Origin of the sequence: Microbacterium sp. NPDC089695 (genome assembly GCF_044749085.1) — a bacterium.
Lineage (GTDB): Bacteria > Actinomycetota > Actinomycetes > Actinomycetales > Microbacteriaceae > Microbacterium.
In genome coordinates, this window is record NZ_JBIVHG010000002.1 from 152,407 (window position 1) to 167,441 (window position 15,035).

Annotated in this window: 18 protein-coding genes; 11 read left to right on the forward strand and 7 right to left on the reverse strand. The window is 69.3% G+C overall.

Features of this window, described 5'->3' with window-relative positions; translation table 11 throughout:
- Nucleotides 1–15: 15 nt before the first annotated feature.
- Genes ACIPYT_RS13845 through ACIPYT_RS13855 form a run of 3 tightly spaced genes read left to right on the forward strand, consistent with a single transcriptional unit; the run spans nucleotide 16 to nucleotide 3,619 of the window.
- Nucleotides 16–2,019 (forward strand): DUF262 domain-containing protein, encoded by a 2,004-nt coding sequence (locus ACIPYT_RS13845; RefSeq protein WP_401075303.1) that lies wholly within the window; start codon nucleotides 16–18, stop codon nucleotides 2,017–2,019.
- Nucleotide 2,020: 1 nt separating this feature from the next.
- Nucleotides 2,021–3,283: an alpha/beta fold hydrolase gene (locus ACIPYT_RS13850; protein ID WP_401075305.1), complete on the forward strand. Its 1,263-nt coding sequence runs from the start codon at nucleotides 2,021–2,023 to the stop codon at nucleotides 3,281–3,283.
- 54 nt (nucleotides 3,284–3,337) lie between these two features.
- Nucleotides 3,338–3,619, forward strand: a complete 282-nt coding sequence (locus ACIPYT_RS13855; protein WP_401075308.1) for a hypothetical protein — start codon at nucleotides 3,338–3,340, stop codon at nucleotides 3,617–3,619.
- A gap of 70 nt (nucleotides 3,620–3,689) precedes the next feature.
- On the opposite strand, the gene ACIPYT_RS13860 is transcribed toward ACIPYT_RS13855, so the two are convergent.
- The 3 genes from ACIPYT_RS13860 to glgA form a co-directional block, all read right to left on the reverse strand.
- Nucleotides 3,690–3,944: a type B 50S ribosomal protein L31 gene (locus ACIPYT_RS13860; protein WP_400853324.1), complete on the reverse strand. Its 255-nt coding sequence runs from the start codon at nucleotides 3,942–3,944 to the stop codon at nucleotides 3,690–3,692.
- Between the two features lie 111 nt (nucleotides 3,945–4,055).
- The gene (locus ACIPYT_RS13865; protein WP_401075311.1) at nucleotides 4,056–4,841 is read right to left on the reverse strand and encodes an ABC transporter ATP-binding protein; all 786 of its coding nucleotides are present in this window, start codon (nucleotides 4,839–4,841) and stop codon (nucleotides 4,056–4,058) included.
- Nucleotides 4,842–4,859: 18 nt separating this feature from the next.
- Nucleotides 4,860–6,044, reverse strand: a complete 1,185-nt coding sequence (gene glgA / locus ACIPYT_RS13870; RefSeq protein WP_401075314.1) for a glycogen synthase — start codon at nucleotides 6,042–6,044, stop codon at nucleotides 4,860–4,862.
- Nucleotides 6,045–6,113: 69 nt separating this feature from the next.
- On the opposite strand from glgA, the gene ACIPYT_RS13875 reads away from it, so the two are divergent.
- The 3 genes from ACIPYT_RS13875 to ACIPYT_RS13885 are packed head-to-tail and all read left to right on the forward strand — an operon-like array spanning nucleotide 6,114 to nucleotide 8,772.
- On the forward strand, nucleotides 6,114–7,355 hold the full coding sequence (locus tag ACIPYT_RS13875) for a glucose-1-phosphate adenylyltransferase (RefSeq protein WP_401075317.1): 1,242 nt from the start codon (nucleotides 6,114–6,116) through the stop codon (nucleotides 7,353–7,355).
- Between the two features lie 50 nt (nucleotides 7,356–7,405).
- A complete protein-coding gene (gene serB, locus ACIPYT_RS13880) occupies nucleotides 7,406–8,041 on the forward strand; it encodes a phosphoserine phosphatase SerB (RefSeq protein WP_401075320.1) in 636 nt (211 codons plus the stop codon).
- Between the two features lie 32 nt (nucleotides 8,042–8,073).
- The gene (locus ACIPYT_RS13885; protein WP_401075322.1) at nucleotides 8,074–8,772 is read left to right on the forward strand and encodes an alpha/beta fold hydrolase; all 699 of its coding nucleotides are present in this window, start codon (nucleotides 8,074–8,076) and stop codon (nucleotides 8,770–8,772) included.
- Nucleotides 8,773–8,830: 58 nt separating this feature from the next.
- On the opposite strand, the gene fabG is transcribed toward ACIPYT_RS13885, so the two are convergent.
- Nucleotides 8,831–9,541, reverse strand: coding sequence for a 3-oxoacyl-ACP reductase FabG (gene fabG, locus ACIPYT_RS13890; RefSeq protein WP_401075324.1), 711 nt, complete (start codon nucleotides 9,539–9,541; stop codon nucleotides 8,831–8,833).
- A 138-nt stretch (nucleotides 9,542–9,679) separates the two neighbouring features.
- On the opposite strand from fabG, the gene ACIPYT_RS13895 reads away from it, so the two are divergent.
- The 4 genes from ACIPYT_RS13895 to ACIPYT_RS13910 all read left to right on the forward strand — a co-directional run bounded on the left by ACIPYT_RS13895 (nucleotide 9,680) and on the right by ACIPYT_RS13910 (nucleotide 11,699).
- Nucleotides 9,680–10,255 carry a DUF4190 domain-containing protein gene (locus ACIPYT_RS13895; protein ID WP_401075327.1) on the forward strand — a complete coding sequence of 192 codons (576 nt, stop codon included), beginning with the start codon at nucleotides 9,680–9,682 and terminating at the stop codon, nucleotides 10,253–10,255.
- 78 nt (nucleotides 10,256–10,333) lie between these two features.
- Entirely contained in the window at nucleotides 10,334–10,699 is a 366-nt protein-coding gene (locus ACIPYT_RS13900) for a DUF3099 domain-containing protein (RefSeq protein WP_401075330.1), read from the forward strand.
- The gene (locus ACIPYT_RS13905; protein ID WP_401075333.1) at nucleotides 10,696–10,890 is read left to right on the forward strand and encodes a hypothetical protein; all 195 of its coding nucleotides are present in this window, start codon (nucleotides 10,696–10,698) and stop codon (nucleotides 10,888–10,890) included. Before ACIPYT_RS13900 ends, ACIPYT_RS13905 begins: the two co-directional genes overlap by 4 nt.
- On the forward strand, nucleotides 10,887–11,699 hold the full coding sequence (locus ACIPYT_RS13910) for an SURF1 family protein (protein ID WP_401075336.1): 813 nt from the start codon (nucleotides 10,887–10,889) through the stop codon (nucleotides 11,697–11,699). The genes ACIPYT_RS13905 and ACIPYT_RS13910 overlap by 4 nt, the downstream gene beginning before the upstream one ends.
- Nucleotides 11,700–11,707: 8 nt before the next feature.
- Here ACIPYT_RS13910 and ACIPYT_RS13915 read toward each other — a convergent pair whose 3' ends face one another.
- From ACIPYT_RS13915 to ACIPYT_RS13925, 3 genes are all read right to left on the reverse strand, one after another.
- Nucleotides 11,708–12,292, reverse strand: coding sequence for a pyridoxal 5'-phosphate synthase (locus ACIPYT_RS13915; protein ID WP_401075338.1), 585 nt, complete (start codon nucleotides 12,290–12,292; stop codon nucleotides 11,708–11,710).
- 35 nt (nucleotides 12,293–12,327) lie between these two features.
- Entirely contained in the window at nucleotides 12,328–13,926 is a 1,599-nt protein-coding gene (locus ACIPYT_RS13920) for an ABC-F family ATP-binding cassette domain-containing protein (protein ID WP_401075340.1), read from the reverse strand.
- A 75-nt stretch (nucleotides 13,927–14,001) separates the two neighbouring features.
- Complete coding sequence (locus tag ACIPYT_RS13925; protein ID WP_401075342.1) at nucleotides 14,002–14,343, reverse strand: CHY zinc finger protein; 342 nt, start codon at nucleotides 14,341–14,343, stop codon at nucleotides 14,002–14,004.
- Between the two features lie 69 nt (nucleotides 14,344–14,412).
- Between ACIPYT_RS13925 and ACIPYT_RS13930 the strand changes: the two genes are divergently transcribed.
- Nucleotides 14,413–15,033 (forward strand): DedA family protein, encoded by a 621-nt coding sequence (locus ACIPYT_RS13930; RefSeq protein ID WP_401075345.1) that lies wholly within the window; start codon nucleotides 14,413–14,415, stop codon nucleotides 15,031–15,033.
- Nucleotides 15,034–15,035 lie beyond the last annotated feature (2 nt).

The following is a 15,035-nucleotide window of genomic DNA, read 5'->3' on the forward strand; positions in this document are numbered from 1 at the left end:
AGGGCGAGACACCAGATGAGCACTGCGACCAACGTCGAGGCGACCGCCGTGAACACGATCGCCTGGCTCGCAGCGGACTCCACGACCATCGTCGTCCCGGTGTATCAGCGGCAGTACCGGTGGGACATCGGCGGCTGCGAACGGCTCCTCTCCGACGTGCGCGCCGTGGCCCGCGAAGACGCGTCGCATCGACACTTCATCGGGTCCATCCTCTCGGCGGCCGACGACTCGGACGCCGACACCGACCTCGTGCTGATCGACGGTCAGCAGCGCATCACGACCCTGATGCTCCTGGTGGCCGCACTCCTGCACGCCGTGCGCGACAGCGATCCGGCGCTCGCCGCCGAACTCTCCCGCGTGCTCGTGCGCCCCGACGACGCCGGCCGCACGAAACTGCGTCCCCACGACGCGTGGGCCGAACTGTACGAGTCGGTCGTGCTCGACCGCGGCGCTCACTCCGACCGCGAGTCGCGTTTCGATGACAACTACGCGTTCTTCCGCAGTCAGGTGCACGCCGACGAGGCGGCCTCGATCTGGCGTGGTCTCCAACGCCTCGAGCACGTGTCGATCACGCTCGGCGCCGAGGCGAACGCGCAGCAGATCTTCGAGAGCCTGAACTCGACGGGCGAGCCGCTGCGCGACCACGAGCTCATCCACAACTACATCCTCATGGGTCTCACCCACTCCGAGCAGCTCGACGTCGAGGCACGTTTCTGGCTGCCGATCGAGCGGCACACGGGCGAGACGATCGGCGCGTTCTGGCGGCACTACCTCGTCATGACGACGGGTCGCGAGGTCGCAGCGAACGGCGAGCACGGTGTGTACAGCGCCTTCCGGCAGTCGTTCCCCCGGGTGGACGTGGAGCACCTTCAGGCGGATGCCGAGGTCTGGCGTCATTACGCGGAGATCTACGGCATCCTGCTCGATCCGTCCCTGGAGGCGGATGCCGAGGTCGCGGCGCAGCTTCGCGGCGTGAACATCTTCGGCCGCGCCGCCTACCCGCTGGTGCTCAGCGTGTACAGCGATCACGCGCGCGGCCTGATCGAGCGCGCGGAGCTGCTGCAGACCCTGGAGTGGATCCAGGCGATGTACCTGCGGCGCACCCTCGTGAACCTGCCGAACGAACGTCTCGTCGCCCGCCTGTGTCGTGCAAGGACGAACGGCGCAGAGGCACTCGCGCGCGCCTTCGCGCGCATCACGCCCTCCGACGAGCGGGTGAGCGCGGTGCTGAAGTACAGCGAGCTCCCCCATCCCGCCTACGTGCTGGGGCGCATCGAGGGCGTCGACGACGTCGCCGAGTTCGACGTCGAGCACATCGTGCCGACCGTGCCGAGCGACAGCTGGTCGGGCGACGGTGCGCGCCCGTGGATCGACTACTCCGACGACGAGCGCAACGCCCACCGCGCCCTCGCCCCCACCCTCGGCAACCTGACGCTCCTCGAGCAGGGGCTCGCAGAGCGCTGGTTCGGGGAGTCCTACGACGTCAAGCGCACCTCCGCCTACGCCCGCAGCGCCGTCGCGGAGACGGCTCTCCTCGCCGAGACGCCCACGTGGGGCACCGCGGCGATCTCGGCACGGACCGTCCGTCTGACCGCTGACCTGCTGCGCATCTGGGCGCGCCCGGCCCTGCCCGAGATCGACGACGACGGCCTCACACCCGTGCTCGACGCCGTGCGCCGCCGGGGATGGCCGGCCGGGTGGGAACGCGAGTTCGAGTACGTCGAGTACCGGGGCGAACGCTGGGAGGTGTACGACGTCAAGCACCTGTTCAACCGCGTGTTCCGGCGGGCGTGGACCGACACGCGCGACGCGGCCGTCGCCTACTGCACCGCCCACGGCGGTCCGATCTACGACGAGACCGCGTGGAAGGGCCAGTGGGATCAGCTCGACGCGACGCACCACCTGTACATGGGCTGGGACTCCAACTACATGATGAGCGCCGTCCAGGGAGTCCTCGACGAGGCGGGCATCGCCTCCGAGGTCTTCGTGAAGTACTCCTACATCGGGAACGTGATGTGACATGACCGCTTTCGCCGCCACCACCGGCATCCACCGTCTGCTCGATCTCGCGATCGAGGAGCACACCCTCACCGTGCCGCTCGTCTGGGACGACCCGAGCGACGCGCGCACGATCGACGTGTTCGCCCGCGTCGTGACCCGGGACGGCGGCGAGCACCTTCCCTATCTCGTCTTCCTGCAGGGCGGCCCCGGACACGAGGCGCCTCGTCCCTTCCACTCCTCCACCTCGCCGGCCTGGCTCGACGAGGCGCTCGCGCACTATCGACTGGTGCTGCTCGATCAGCGCGGCACCGGGCTCTCGACCCCCGTGGGCGACGATGACCTCGAGCGTGGTTCCGCCGCCGTGGCCGAGCATCTGACCCATCTCCGCGCCGACGCGATCGTGCGCGACTGCGAGGCGTTCCGTGAGCACCTCGGTGCGATCACCTGGAGCGTGCTCGGACAGTCGTTCGGCGGCTTCACGACCCTCGCCTATCTGTCGACGCACGCGGAGTCGCTCGCCGACGTCTTCATCACGGGCGGCCTCAGCACCGTCACGCGCCACCCCGACGAGGTCTACGCGCTCTGCTACGACAAGATGCGCACGGCGTCTGAGCGCTACTACCGCCGCTTCCCGGAGCATCGTGACCGTATGCGCCGGCTCGTCGATCTCGCGGGCGCGGGCGAGATCGTGCTCCCCGATGGCGAGATCGTCTCGCCCTCGCGGCTGCGCTCCGTCGGCTCGGCACTCGGCACGAACGACGGCTGGCAGACGGTGTGGTCTCTGCTGGAGCGCGATCCCTCGTCGAACGCCTTCCGGTACGACCTGCAGCACGCGATGCCGTTCGACGGCCGCAATCCGATGTACTTCGCGTTCCACGAGTCGAGCTATGCCGACGGCCAGGCGACTCGCTGGTCGGCCGAGCGTGTCGAGCCCGACGACTTCCGCGACGACGTCACGCTGTTCACGGGCGAGCACATCCGCCGCGAATGGACCGAGACCGTCCCGGCCTTCCGGCCGTGGCGCGAGGTCGCCCTCGAGCTCGCGGAGTTCGAATGGCCGCGCGTCTACGACGCCGCCGCGATCGCCGCATCCGGAGCGACCGGGGCCGCAGCGGTGTACGTGAACGACGTCTACGTGCCCCTCGAGTTCTCCCTCGAGACGGCCCGACTGCTCCCCGGCGTCGAGCTCTGGGTGACGAGCGAGCACGAGCACAACGGTCTGCGCTCGGGCCCCGTGCTCTCACGTCTCGTCGATCTGGCCCAGGGGCGACGCATCCGCTGAACATCATCCCGTGGACGGATGCCGTCGCCGCGGCGCCCCGCTTAGCCTGGAGTCATGGCTGAGACCGTGGGCATGCTCCTGACGATCGCGATCGTGCTCGTGGTGGTGATCGCGGTCGTCGTCGTCATCGTCGCCGTCTACTCGCGATTGCCGCTCGAGCGCAAGTACGAGGGACCGGGCGGCGGGCTGGGCGGCTCGTTCGAGGCCGTGTGGATGCCGTCGGCCCATGGCGCCGGCATGGAACGCGACCGTCAGACCAAGCGCACGGCACCGGCACCGGTCGCCGGCGACCCGCCCCACGGCATCCGCGGTGATCGCATCACACTGGATCTCTGACGGTCGTCGGAGCGCGGACACGACGAAGGCCCCGGTTCCTCGGAACCGGGGCCTTCGTCGTGCGGAGTCCTTACTTGGAGCCGCCGAAGCCCTTGAAGCGCTGGTTGAACTTCTCGACGCGACCGGCCGAGTCCATGATGCGCTGCTTGCCCGTGTAGAAGGGGTGCGAGGCCGAGGAGATCTCGACGTCGATCACCGGGTACTCGACGCCGTCGAGCTCGATGGTCTTGTCGCTCGAGACGGTCGAACGGGTGAGGAAGGTCTCGCCCGATCCGAGGTCGCGGAACACGACGGCCTTGTACTCGGGGTGGATGTCAGTCTTCATGGGATTCCTTAGCTACTGCCCTGGATTGTGCCAGGGACGAGGGAAGTCTGCGGTGCCGAATGCACCAAGGATCGATTCTATCAGATCGGTCGACCGCGTCTGCGCGGGAGTTCAGGATGCGGCGCGCGCGGCGTAGCGTCCGCCCTCGCTGGTCAGCGTGATCGGCATGCCGAACGTCTCGCCGAGCGCCTCGGCCGTGAGGGTCTCCCCGATCGGTCCGGCTGCGACGATCCCGCCGTCGCGGATCAGGAGCACGTGCGTGAAGCCCACGGGGATCTCCTCCACGTGATGCGTGACCATGAGCATCGCGGGCGTCGTCGGCGCCGAGGCGTACCCGCTGAGCAGAGCGAGGAGCTCCTCGCGCGAGCCGAGGTCGAGCGAGGCGGTGGGCTCGTCGAGCAGCAGCAGCTCGGGATCGGTCATGACCGATCGGGCGATCTGCACGCGCTTCTGCTCGCCGTCGCTGAGGGTGCCGAACGTGCGGTCGGCGAGGTGCTCCAGGCGCCAGTCGCCCAGCACGCGCAGAGCGCGGCGCTCGTCGATGTCCTCGTAGCTCTCGTTCCAACGACCGAGCACCGAGTACGCCGCGGTGAGCACGGTGTTGAGCACGGTCTCGTCGCGGGGTATGCGCTTGGCCATCGCGGAGGACGCGAAGCCGATGCGCGGACGCACCTCGAACACGTCGGTACGGCCGAGGGTCTCCCCCAGCACCGTCACGGTTCCCGCGGTCGGGTGCATCAGCGTGTCAGCGAGCTGCAGCAGCGTGGTCTTCCCGGCGCCGTTCGGGCCGAGGATGACCCAGCGCTGATCGTCGTCGACCTGCCAGGTCACGTGATCGATGATGTTGCGGCCCTCGCGGCGCACGACGACGTCGGTGAATTCCAGAGCGCTCGACATGCTCTCCAGCCTATCGGCTCAGGCGGTCAGCTCCGCGTACAGCGCGCGCGTGGTGTCCGCGATCGCCGCCCAGCTGAAGTCGTCGCGTGCGCGTTCGCGTCCGGCGTCGCCGTAGTCGCGGGCGCGGGCCGGATCCGTCGCGACCTCGGTGAGCACGGCGGCGAGATCCGCGACGAACCGCTCGGGGTCGACGGGCGTCCCCGTGCCGTCCTGCACCTGATCGATCGGCACGAGTCGACCCGTCACTCCGTCGACGACGACCTCGGGGATGCCGCCGGTCGCCGTACCCACGACGGCGGCGCCACAGGCCATCGCCTCGAGGTTGACGATGCCGAGCGGCTCGTACACCGACGGGCACACGAAGGTGGTCGTGTCCGTCAGGATCGCCGAGAGCTCGTCGCGCGGGAGCATCCGCTCGATCCAGATCACGCCGTCCCTCGTCTGCTGGAGCAGACGGACGCCCTCCTGCACCTCCGCCATGATCTCGGGGGTGTCAGGCGCACCGGCGCACAGCACAAGCTGCACCTCCGGCGGCAGTTCTCGTGCGGCGCGAAGGAGGTAGGGCAGACCTTTCTGCCGGGTGATGCGCCCGACGAACACCACGGACGGTCGTGCCGGGTCCATGCCGATGGACCGCAGGAACGCGTCGTCGTGCACCGGTCGCCACTTCTCGACGTCGATCCCGTTGTGGATCACACGCACCCGCGTCGGATCGACCGCCGGGTAGCTGCGCAGGATGTCGGCCCGCATCCCGGCGCTCACCGCGATCACGGCTGCGGCGTTCTCGTACGCCAGCTTCTCGATGCCTCCGGAGACCGCGTACCCGCCCCCGAGCTGCTCGGCCTTCCACGGGCGCAGCGGCTCGAGGCTGTGGGCCGTCAGCACATGCGGGATCCCGTGCAGCTGCGACGCGAGGTGACCGGCGAAGTTCGCGTACCAGGTGTGACTGTGCACGAGGTCGGCGTCCGAGATCGCGGCGACGATCTCGAGGTCGGTGCCGAGCGTCTGCAGCGCCGGGTTCGCGGAGGCGAGACCGGAAGGGGTCCGGTAGGCGAAGGTGCCGGGTTCCGCGCGCTCGGATCCGAATGCGCGGACGGCCACGTCCACGGTCTCCCGCAGCGCCGACACGAGCTCCGCGACGTGCACGCCGGCACCGCCGTAGATCTCGGGCGGGTATTCCTTCGTGATCATCTCGACGCGCATTCTTAGACGCTAGTGACTCGCATGTCCAGATGCTAGTGACGCGAGGCCCGTGGCATCTAAGGTGGGGTCATGTCAGCACCAAAGAAGGTCTTCGGTATCATCCTCGCCGGCGGCGAGGGAAAGCGGCTCATGCCCCTGACCGCTGACAGAGCCAAACCGGCGGTGCCGTTCGGCGGCCAGTACCGATTGATCGACTTCGCGATCTCGAACCTCATCAACTCGGGGCTCCGTCAGATCGTGGTGCTCACGCAGTACAAGTCGCACAGTCTCGACCGGCACATCTCGCAGACCTGGCGGATGTCGGCGCTGCTCGACTCGTACGTCGCCTCGGTCCCCGCGCAGCAGCGACTCGGCAAGCGCTGGTTCTCGGGCTCGGCCGACGCGATCCTGCAGAGCATGAACCTCCTGAACGACGAGAAGCCCGACATCGTCGTCGTGATCGGCGCCGACCACGTGTATCGGATGGACTTCCGCCAGATGCTCGAGGCGCACATCGAGTCGGGCGCGAAGGCCACGGTCGCCGGCATCCGGCAGCCGCTCGCACTCGCCTCGCAGTTCGGCGTGATCGACGCCGACACCGAGTCGGGACGCATCCGGCAGTTCCTCGAGAAGCCGTCGGATGCCGAGGGCCTCGCCGACTCGCCGCACGAGGTCCTCGCCTCGATGGGCAACTACATCTTCGACGCCGACGCGCTGATCGCCGCGGTCGAGTCCGACGGCGAGTCGCCCACCTCGGGTCATGACATGGGCGGCGACATCGTGCCGTACTTCGTCGAACGCGGCGAGGCCGGGTACTACGACATGAAGCAGAACGACGTGCCGGGATCGTCTCCGCGCGACCGCTCGTACTGGCGCGACGTCGGTACGATCGACTCGTTCTTCGACGCGCACCGCGACCTCATCTCGACCCTGCCGATCTTCAACCTCTACAACATGGAGTGGCCGATCCACTCGCAGGCCGTGAACTCCCCTCCCGCGAAGTTCGTGCGCGACTCGGTCGGACGGATCGGCAACGCGATCGACTCGATCGTGTCGCTCGGTTCCGTGCTGTCGGGCACGCATCTCGAACGCAGCGTCGTGGGACCGTGGACGCTCGCGGGCGGCGGTTCGACGATCACCGATTCGGTCCTGTTCGACCATGTGCAGGTGGGCGCGGGTTCGCGCGTGCATCGGGCGATCCTCGACAAGAACGTCGTGCTCGCGGACGGCGCGACGGTCGGCGTCGACCGGGAGCGCGATCTCGCACGCGGGTTCACGGTGACCGAATCGGGCATCACCGTCGTCGGCAAGGGCGTGTTCATCGAGCCGTGACGATCGTCACGGCGCACGGCCGCCACTCCCGCGGTCGCTAGGCTCGGAGCGTGACCTCCGCGCGCTTCCTCGTCGTCCTCGATGCCGATTCCACCCTGATCCGCAACGAGGTGATCGAGCTGATCGCCGACGAGGCCGGGCGACGCGCCGAGGTGCAGGCCGCGACCGAGGCCGCCATGCGCGGCGAGGTCGACTTCGCCACGAGTCTGCGCTCCCGCGTCGCCGCCCTGACCGGCGTCCCGGTGACGGGACTCGAGCGCGTGCGGTCCCGGGTCGAGCCGACCCCCGGGGTGCACGAGCTCACGGCGGCGGTGCACGAGCGCGGCGGCGTGGTCGGTGTTGTCTCCGGCGGCTTCCACGAGATCCTCGACGACGTCGCGCCGCGCCTGGGTGTGGACCGCTGGCGCGCCAACCGGCTCGACGTGCGCGACGGCGCCCTGTCGGGTCAGGTCGACGGAGAGATCGTCGACGCCGCGGCCAAGGCGGAGTCGCTGCAGCGGTGGGCCGACGAGCTCGGCGTTCCCCGGCACGCCACGATCGCGATCGGCGACGGCGCGAACGACCTGCTCATGATGAGTGCCGCGGGACTCGGCCTCGCGTTCAACGCCAAGCCCGCGGTGCGCGCTGCGGCGAGCCTGGTGATCGGTCCGCAGGATCTGTCCGAGGTCATCCCGCTGCTGCCGTAGCCGATGTCGGAGGCCACGGCTATCGTCGGGCCATGGACATCATCCTCATCCCCGGGCTGTGGCTCGACGCCGACAGCTGGAACGACGTATCCGCCGACCTCGAGCGGGCAGGGCACTCCGTGCATGCCCTCACCATGCCTGGGGTCGGTGCGCCCGCGAGCGAGTCCGCCGACATCGGCATCTCCGACTGGGTCGCGGCAGGAGTCGCCGCCGTCGACGCGGTGGGCGGCCCGGTGGTCGTGGTCGGCCACAGCGGCGGCGGCAACGTCGCCTGGGGCGTCGCCGATGCGCGGCCGGATGCTGTGTCGAGGGTTGTGTTCGTCGACACGGTGCCGCCGCCGTCGGGCTCCGGCATCAGTGAATTCGCCGTCGTCGACGGTGTGATCCCGTTCCCCGGCTGGGACTTCTTCCCTGCCGAAGACGTCGACGACCTCGACGAAGCGACGCGTGAGCGCACCGCTCCCCTCACGAAGAGCGTGCCAGCGCGCGTGCCGACCGACCCGATCGTTCTCGATGGAGGCCGGCATCGTGTGCCGGTGACGCTGCTCATGGGCGGCCTCGATCAGGAGAGCCTCGAATCCGACCTCGATGCGTGGGGATCCTACGCCGACGAGTACCGCGCGATCGACGACGCCGAGGTCGTGCGCGTCGGGTCAGGCCACTGGCCGCAGTTCTCGGTCCCGGCACGCCTGGCGGATCTGATCCACACGGCGGTCTCGCGGCGCTCCTGACGAGCCTGAAGCCGGCCTGCCGAGCCGTGAGCTCGGGCGAACAATGGCGGGTGCCTGATCAGTGGCCCATGCCGAGGCCGCCGTCCACCGGGATCACGGCTCCCGAGATGTACCCGGCGTCGTCGCCCGCGAGCCACGTGACAACGCCGGCGACCTCATCCGCCGTCGCGAAACGACCGGCCGGGATGCTGGCCATGTACTGCGCCTGCGTCGCCTCGGGCAGTTCGGCGGTCATGTCGGTCTCGACGAATCCGGGAGCGACGACGTTGGCCGTGATGCCACGGCCGCCGAGCTCGCGGGTGATCGAGCGGGCGAAGCCGACCAGAGCACTCTTGGACGCCGCGTAGTTGACCTGGCCGGCCGAGCCGTAGAGGCCCACGACGCTGGAGATCAGGATGATGCGGCCGAAGCGTGCGCGGAGCATGCCCTTCGAGGCTCGCTTCACCACACGGAAGCTGCCGCCGAGGTTCGTGGCGACCACGCTGTCGAAGTCGTCCTCGCTCATGCGCAGCAGGAGGGTGTCCTTCGTGATGCCCGCGTTCGCGACGAGGATCTCGACCGGTCCGAGCTGCTGCTCGACCTCGGTGAACGCGGAGTCGAGGGATGCCGAGTCGGTGACGTCGGCGCGCACGGTCAGGGTGCCCTCGGGGCCCTCGCCGCTGCGGGCCGTCACGGCCACGCGGAACCCGTCGCGGACGAAACGCTCGGCGATGGCCCGACCGATACCGCGGTTGCCGCCGGTGACGAGGACGACGCGCTCAGAACTCATTTCCACTCCAGATCTGGCCGCGGGGGTCGACGGCCGGGTCGCCATCGATCCTAGCCGCCGCACCGTCTGCGCCATCCCCGCGGTGTTTGACAGGTTGCAGGTCCGACTGGAACGCTGAACGCGACGAAAGGCACGAGCGTGAGCGACAACAGCATCCCCACCTCTTCCGACGGGCAGCAGCCGACTCCCCCTCCCGCCGCGCCGCCGTATCCGCACTACCCGACCGCCGCGTACCCGTCGGCGGCGTCGCCCGCGTACCCACAGTCGCCCCAGACCCAGGCATATCCGGGCGCGGCGCCGACTCCGGCGCCGAACGCGTACGCGCAGCCCCATGGCGCCCCGCTCGCACAGCCCGCGTACGGCGCAGCTGCCCCCGCGCACCAGCCCGGCGGCTACCCGGCCTATCCGGCGGCGTCCTATCCCGCTTCCCGGCCCAGCAGCGGGCTCGCGATCACCTCCCTCATCTGCGGTATCGCCGGCGTGGTGTTGTTCTGGGCGCTCGTCCCGCTGCTCGCGTCGATCGTCGCCGTGATCACGGGCCACATGGCGCTCAAGCAGACCAAGGCGAACCCGGCGATCGGCGGACGGGGAATGGCGCTCGCCGGCCTCATCATGGGCTATGTCATGGTCGCCTTTCTGGCCATCGGGATCGTGATGCTGCTCGTCAGCTTCGTCGTCGGCTTCGCCGCACTCCCCTTCTACTTCTCCTCCTGACAGGCACCGTCTCGGACGACTATCTGGCTCGCCGATCGGCACGCCGCACCCTCCGCATCGGCGTAGGCTGGACTCATCGTGAAGAGCAAGCGCCTGGTCCCCGCTGTCACCTCTCTGCCGCAGTCACCGCAGGCCGAGAGTGACCACCGCGTGCGCCGCTACGCCCTCACGATGACGATCCGCATCGTCTGCTTCGGCCTGATGATGTTCGTGCAGCCCTACGGCTGGTACACCTGGGTGTTCGCGATCGCGGCCGCCGTGCTGCCCTACATCGCGGTCGTCTTCGCGAACGCGGGGAGCGACAGCACCGAGACCACCGCGGAGTCGCCCGTGCAGCAGCTCGACGCTCCCCGCTCCCCCTCCGTGCCCGATACGCCGCACGATATCGATGACCACGGCCCGCAGATCTTCACGATCCGCGAGAACGGCCGGGATGACGCGTGAGTCCGCTCGAATGCTCGCGGGCCGGATGCCGGAACGCGGCCGTCTCCCAGGTCGTGTGGCGTAATCCTCGCATCCATGCCGCCGACCGTGAGAAGGTCTGGCTCGCGTGCGCCGAGCATGTCGCTTTCCTTCGCGACTACCTCGCGGCCAGGGACTTCCCGGTGACCGTTCGAGACGGGGTCCCGTCGTGAGCGCGCGCATGACGCGCTGGGTCGTGTACGTGCTGATCGCGATCGGGTTCGCCGTGGCGTGCGCGTTCCTCTCCCAGTGGCAGTTCGATCGCAACGAGTCGCGTGCCGAGCAGATCGCTCTCGTCGAGCAGAACTACGACGCCGAGCCCGTTCCCCTCTCCGAACTCATCGGCGCCGACGGCGAGCTCGACCCCGGTGACGTCTGGCACCCCGTGCTCCTCGAGGGCGAGTATCTGGCCGACGAGCAGGTGCTGGTGCGCAACCGTCCGCACGGCGGCACCAGCGCCTTCGAGGTCCTCGTCCCCTTCCGCGACGTCGACGGGCGCGTCTTCGTGGTCGACCGCGGCTGGGTGCCGCCGGGCGACGGCGACGCGCCTGATGCCGTGCCGGCTCCCCCGTCGGGCGAGGTCGAGGTGATCGTGCGTCTGCGTCCGGGCGAGCAGCTGCCGGCATCCGGTCGCGGAGCACCCGAGGGACAGGTCCCGACGATCCATCTCCCGTCCATCGCCGAGGTGGTGGGCGGCGACGTCGTCACCAGTGCCTACGGCCAGATCGTGAGCGAAGAACCCGCGGCCGACGCCGGGCTCGGCGGGTTCGACTCCCCCACCGACGACCCCGGGCCGCATCTGTCGTACGCGATCCAGTGGATCCTCTTCGCGCTGATGGGCTTCGTGTTCATCGGCTACATCATCCGCACCGAGATCGTGAAGCACCGCGAAGAGGTCGAAGGGCGACCGGCTCCTGTCAGGAAGCCGCGCCGCCGCGACGCCGATGCGGACGTCGAGGACGAACTGCTCGACGCACGCTGATCTTCGCGTCACATGGCGTCAGCGGCACGCCCGGAGATGCTCCGCGCCCACGTGCCGCCCGAGCGCACGAACACGATACGCGAGTGCCGTCGATCCTCTTCGCCCTGCCAGAACTCGACGCGGACCGGGCGCACCCGCCACAGCTTCCAGTCGCCGGGGGCGACGCCTGCTCGAGCCGCGGGCGAGCGCGCAGCGAGATCGGCGGCCGTGTCCTCCGCAGACGCCTCCTCCACACGGCCACGCACCCGCACTGCGCGCACCACCGGCTGCCACCAGAAGTTGAGGGCCGCGACCGGATGCGCCGTGAGCTGGGCGCCCTTGCGAGAAGAGCGCGGCCCCGCGAAGGCCCATCCCCGATCGTCCACGCCTTTGAGGATCAGCGTGCTCGCGTCGGGGATGCCGTCGGCGTCGAGCGTGGCGAGCGTCATCGTGTGAGGTTCGGCGACCCCGGCATCCACGGCCTCCGCGATCCACGTGCGGAACAGCAGCACCGGGTCGTCATCGAGGGTCGCCGGGTCGAGTGAGGGCGCCGTGCCCGTGAGCGAGGGCTGACTGCGGAGCCACGAGGTGGTGGCGTCGAAGGGATCCGTCACCCTCTCGACTATGCCACCGCTGCGCGCGGCACGGGTCAGGCGAGCTCGATGAGCTCCTGGTACTCCTGGTTCCAGATGTCCTCGACGCCGTCGGGCAGGATGAGCACGCGCTCGGGGTTCAACGACTGCACGGCGCCGGGGTCGTGCGACACGAGCACCACGGCGCCCTCGTAGTGCGCGAGCGCGCCGAGGATCTCCTCACGGGATGCCGGGTCGAGGTTGTTGGTCGGCTCGTCGAGCAGCAGCAGGTTGGCCGAGGACACGACGAGTGTCGCGAGCGACAGACGCGTCTTCTCGCCGCCCGACAGCACGCCGGCGGGCTTGAGCACGTCGTCGCCCGTGAACAGGAACGATCCGAGCACCTTGCGCGCCTCGGTCTCGGTGATGTGCGGGGCGGCGGAGACCATGTTCTCGAGCACCGAACGGTTCACGTCGAGGTTCTCGTGCTCCTGCGCGTAGTAGCCGACCTTGAGGCCGTGTCCGGGCTCGAGCTGCCCGGTGTCGGGCTGGTCGACGCCCGCGAGCATCCGCAGCAGGGTGGTCTTGCCTGCGCCGTTGAGCCCGAGCACGACCACCTTGGAGCCGCGATCGATCGCGAGGTCGACATCGGTGAAGATCTCGAGCGACCCGTAGGACTTCGAGAGACCGGATGCCATGAGCGGCGTCTTGCCGCACGCCGCGGGCTTCGGGAACCGCAGCTTCGCGACGCGATCCTCCTGGCGGACGTCGTCGAGCCCGGCGAGGAGCTTCTCGGCGCGGGCGATCATCTGGTGCGCGGCGGCGGCCTTGGAGGCCTTGGCGCCGAACCGGGCGGCCTGCTGCTGCAGCGTGGTCGCCTTCTTCTCGGCGTTCGCGCGCTCCTTCTTGCGGCGCTCCTCGTCGGCGGCGCGCTGACGGAGGTAGTTCTTCCAGTTCATGTTGTACGCGTCGATGACCTGGCGGTTGGCATCGAGGTAGAACACGCGGTTGACGGTCTCTCCGACGAGCTCAACGTCGTGGCTGATCACGATCAGCCCGCCCTTGTAGTTCTTGAGGAACTCGCGCAGCCACACGACGCTGTCGGCGTCGAGGTGGTTGGTCGGCTCGTCGAGGATCATGGTGTCGGCGTCGGAGAACAGGATGCGGGCGAGCTCGATGCGGCGACGCTGACCGCCGGAGAGCGTCTTGAGCGGCTGATCGAGGATGCGGTCGGGCAGCGACAGGTTGTTCGCGATCGACGCGGCCTCGGCCTCGGCCGCGTACCCTCCCTGACCCTCGAACTGCTCGGTCAGACGCGCATAGCGCTTCATCGCCTTATCGGCGACGGCCGGGTCGTCAGAGCCCATCGCGACGGTCGCCTCGGCCATGCCGAGCGCCAGACTGCCCAGGCCGCGGGCGTCGAGGATGCGGGTGCGGGCGAGTATCTCGGGGTCACCGGAGCGAGGGTCCTGCGGCAGGTAGCCGAGCTCGCCCGAACGGGTGACGCTGCCGCCGGAGGGGAGCACATCGCCGGCGAGGACCTTGGTGAGCGTGGTCTTGCCCGCCCCGTTACGGCCGACGAGACCGATCTTGTCGCCGTCGTTGACGCGGAACGACACGTTCTCCATGAGGAGGCGTGCGCCCACGCGGATCTCGAGTTCGTGCACGGCGAGCACAGCGGATGTCCGTTCGTCGGGGAGGGAGGCGGGTCGAGCGACCAGCCTCCCAGTATAGATCCCGCACCTGGGTGCTCAGTCGAAGTACAGGCGGTGGTGCAGCCGGCATCCGGGATTGAACCCTGCTCGGCAGCGCGGACAGGCGTCCGTCGCGAGGTAGTCGTCGATCCGCAGCCGAATCCCGCACTCGCCGCAGAGCACGCCCTCCTCGTGGCGGGCCTCGACCGGCCACGGCGAGGCAGGATGGTCGGCGACGTCGGCATGGCAGTCGTGGCAGGGGTACCACTCGCGGCAGCAGGCGAAGCGCAGCGCGATGACGTCGAGGGGCCCGTGATAGTGCGCGCACCTCGTCCGGTCGTCGACCAGGAGGCCGCGCACGAGAGTCTCGCCGATCAGCACCGAACCCGACGAAGTCACTCTCCGGGGTGATGCGGTCGATACTCCAGGGTGATGCCTCACGACCCTCCCGCTTCCTAGCCTTCTCGGGTGGATGTTATCAACGAGCTCATTCTGCAGACCGTCGCGTCGCCGTGGCTGTACCTCGTGCTGTTCGCCGTGACGGTGATCGACGGCTTCTTCCCGCCGGTCCCGAGCGAGACGGTGCTCGTGGCAGCGGCCGCCGTGGCGGCGTCGACCGGGGCGCTGTGGATGCTGCTCCCGCTCGGCCTCATCGCAGCGATCGGGGCGGCGATCGGCGACAACGTCGCCTTCGCGATCGGGCGCCGCGTCGGCACCACGCGCTGGGCGTGGATGCGGCGTCCGCGAGTCTCGGCCGCGTTCGCTCACGCGCATCGCGCCCTCGACCGGCGCAGCGCCGCACTGATCCTCGGCGCACGGTACATCCCGGTCGGTCGCGTCGCGGTGAACATGTCGGCGGGCGCTCTCGGTTTCGCCTGGCGTCGTTTCGTGCCGCTGAGTCTCGTCGCCGGTGCGAGCTGGAGCGCGCTGAGCCTCGCGATCGGACTCCTCGCCGGCGCCTGGATCAAAGATCAGCCGCTCGTCAGCGCGGGCATCGGGATCGCGATCGCGCTCGTCCTCGGTCTCGTGATCGACCGCATCACGGCAGCCCGCCGCCGCCGCGACCCCGTACCGCACCTGGCAGGATGACT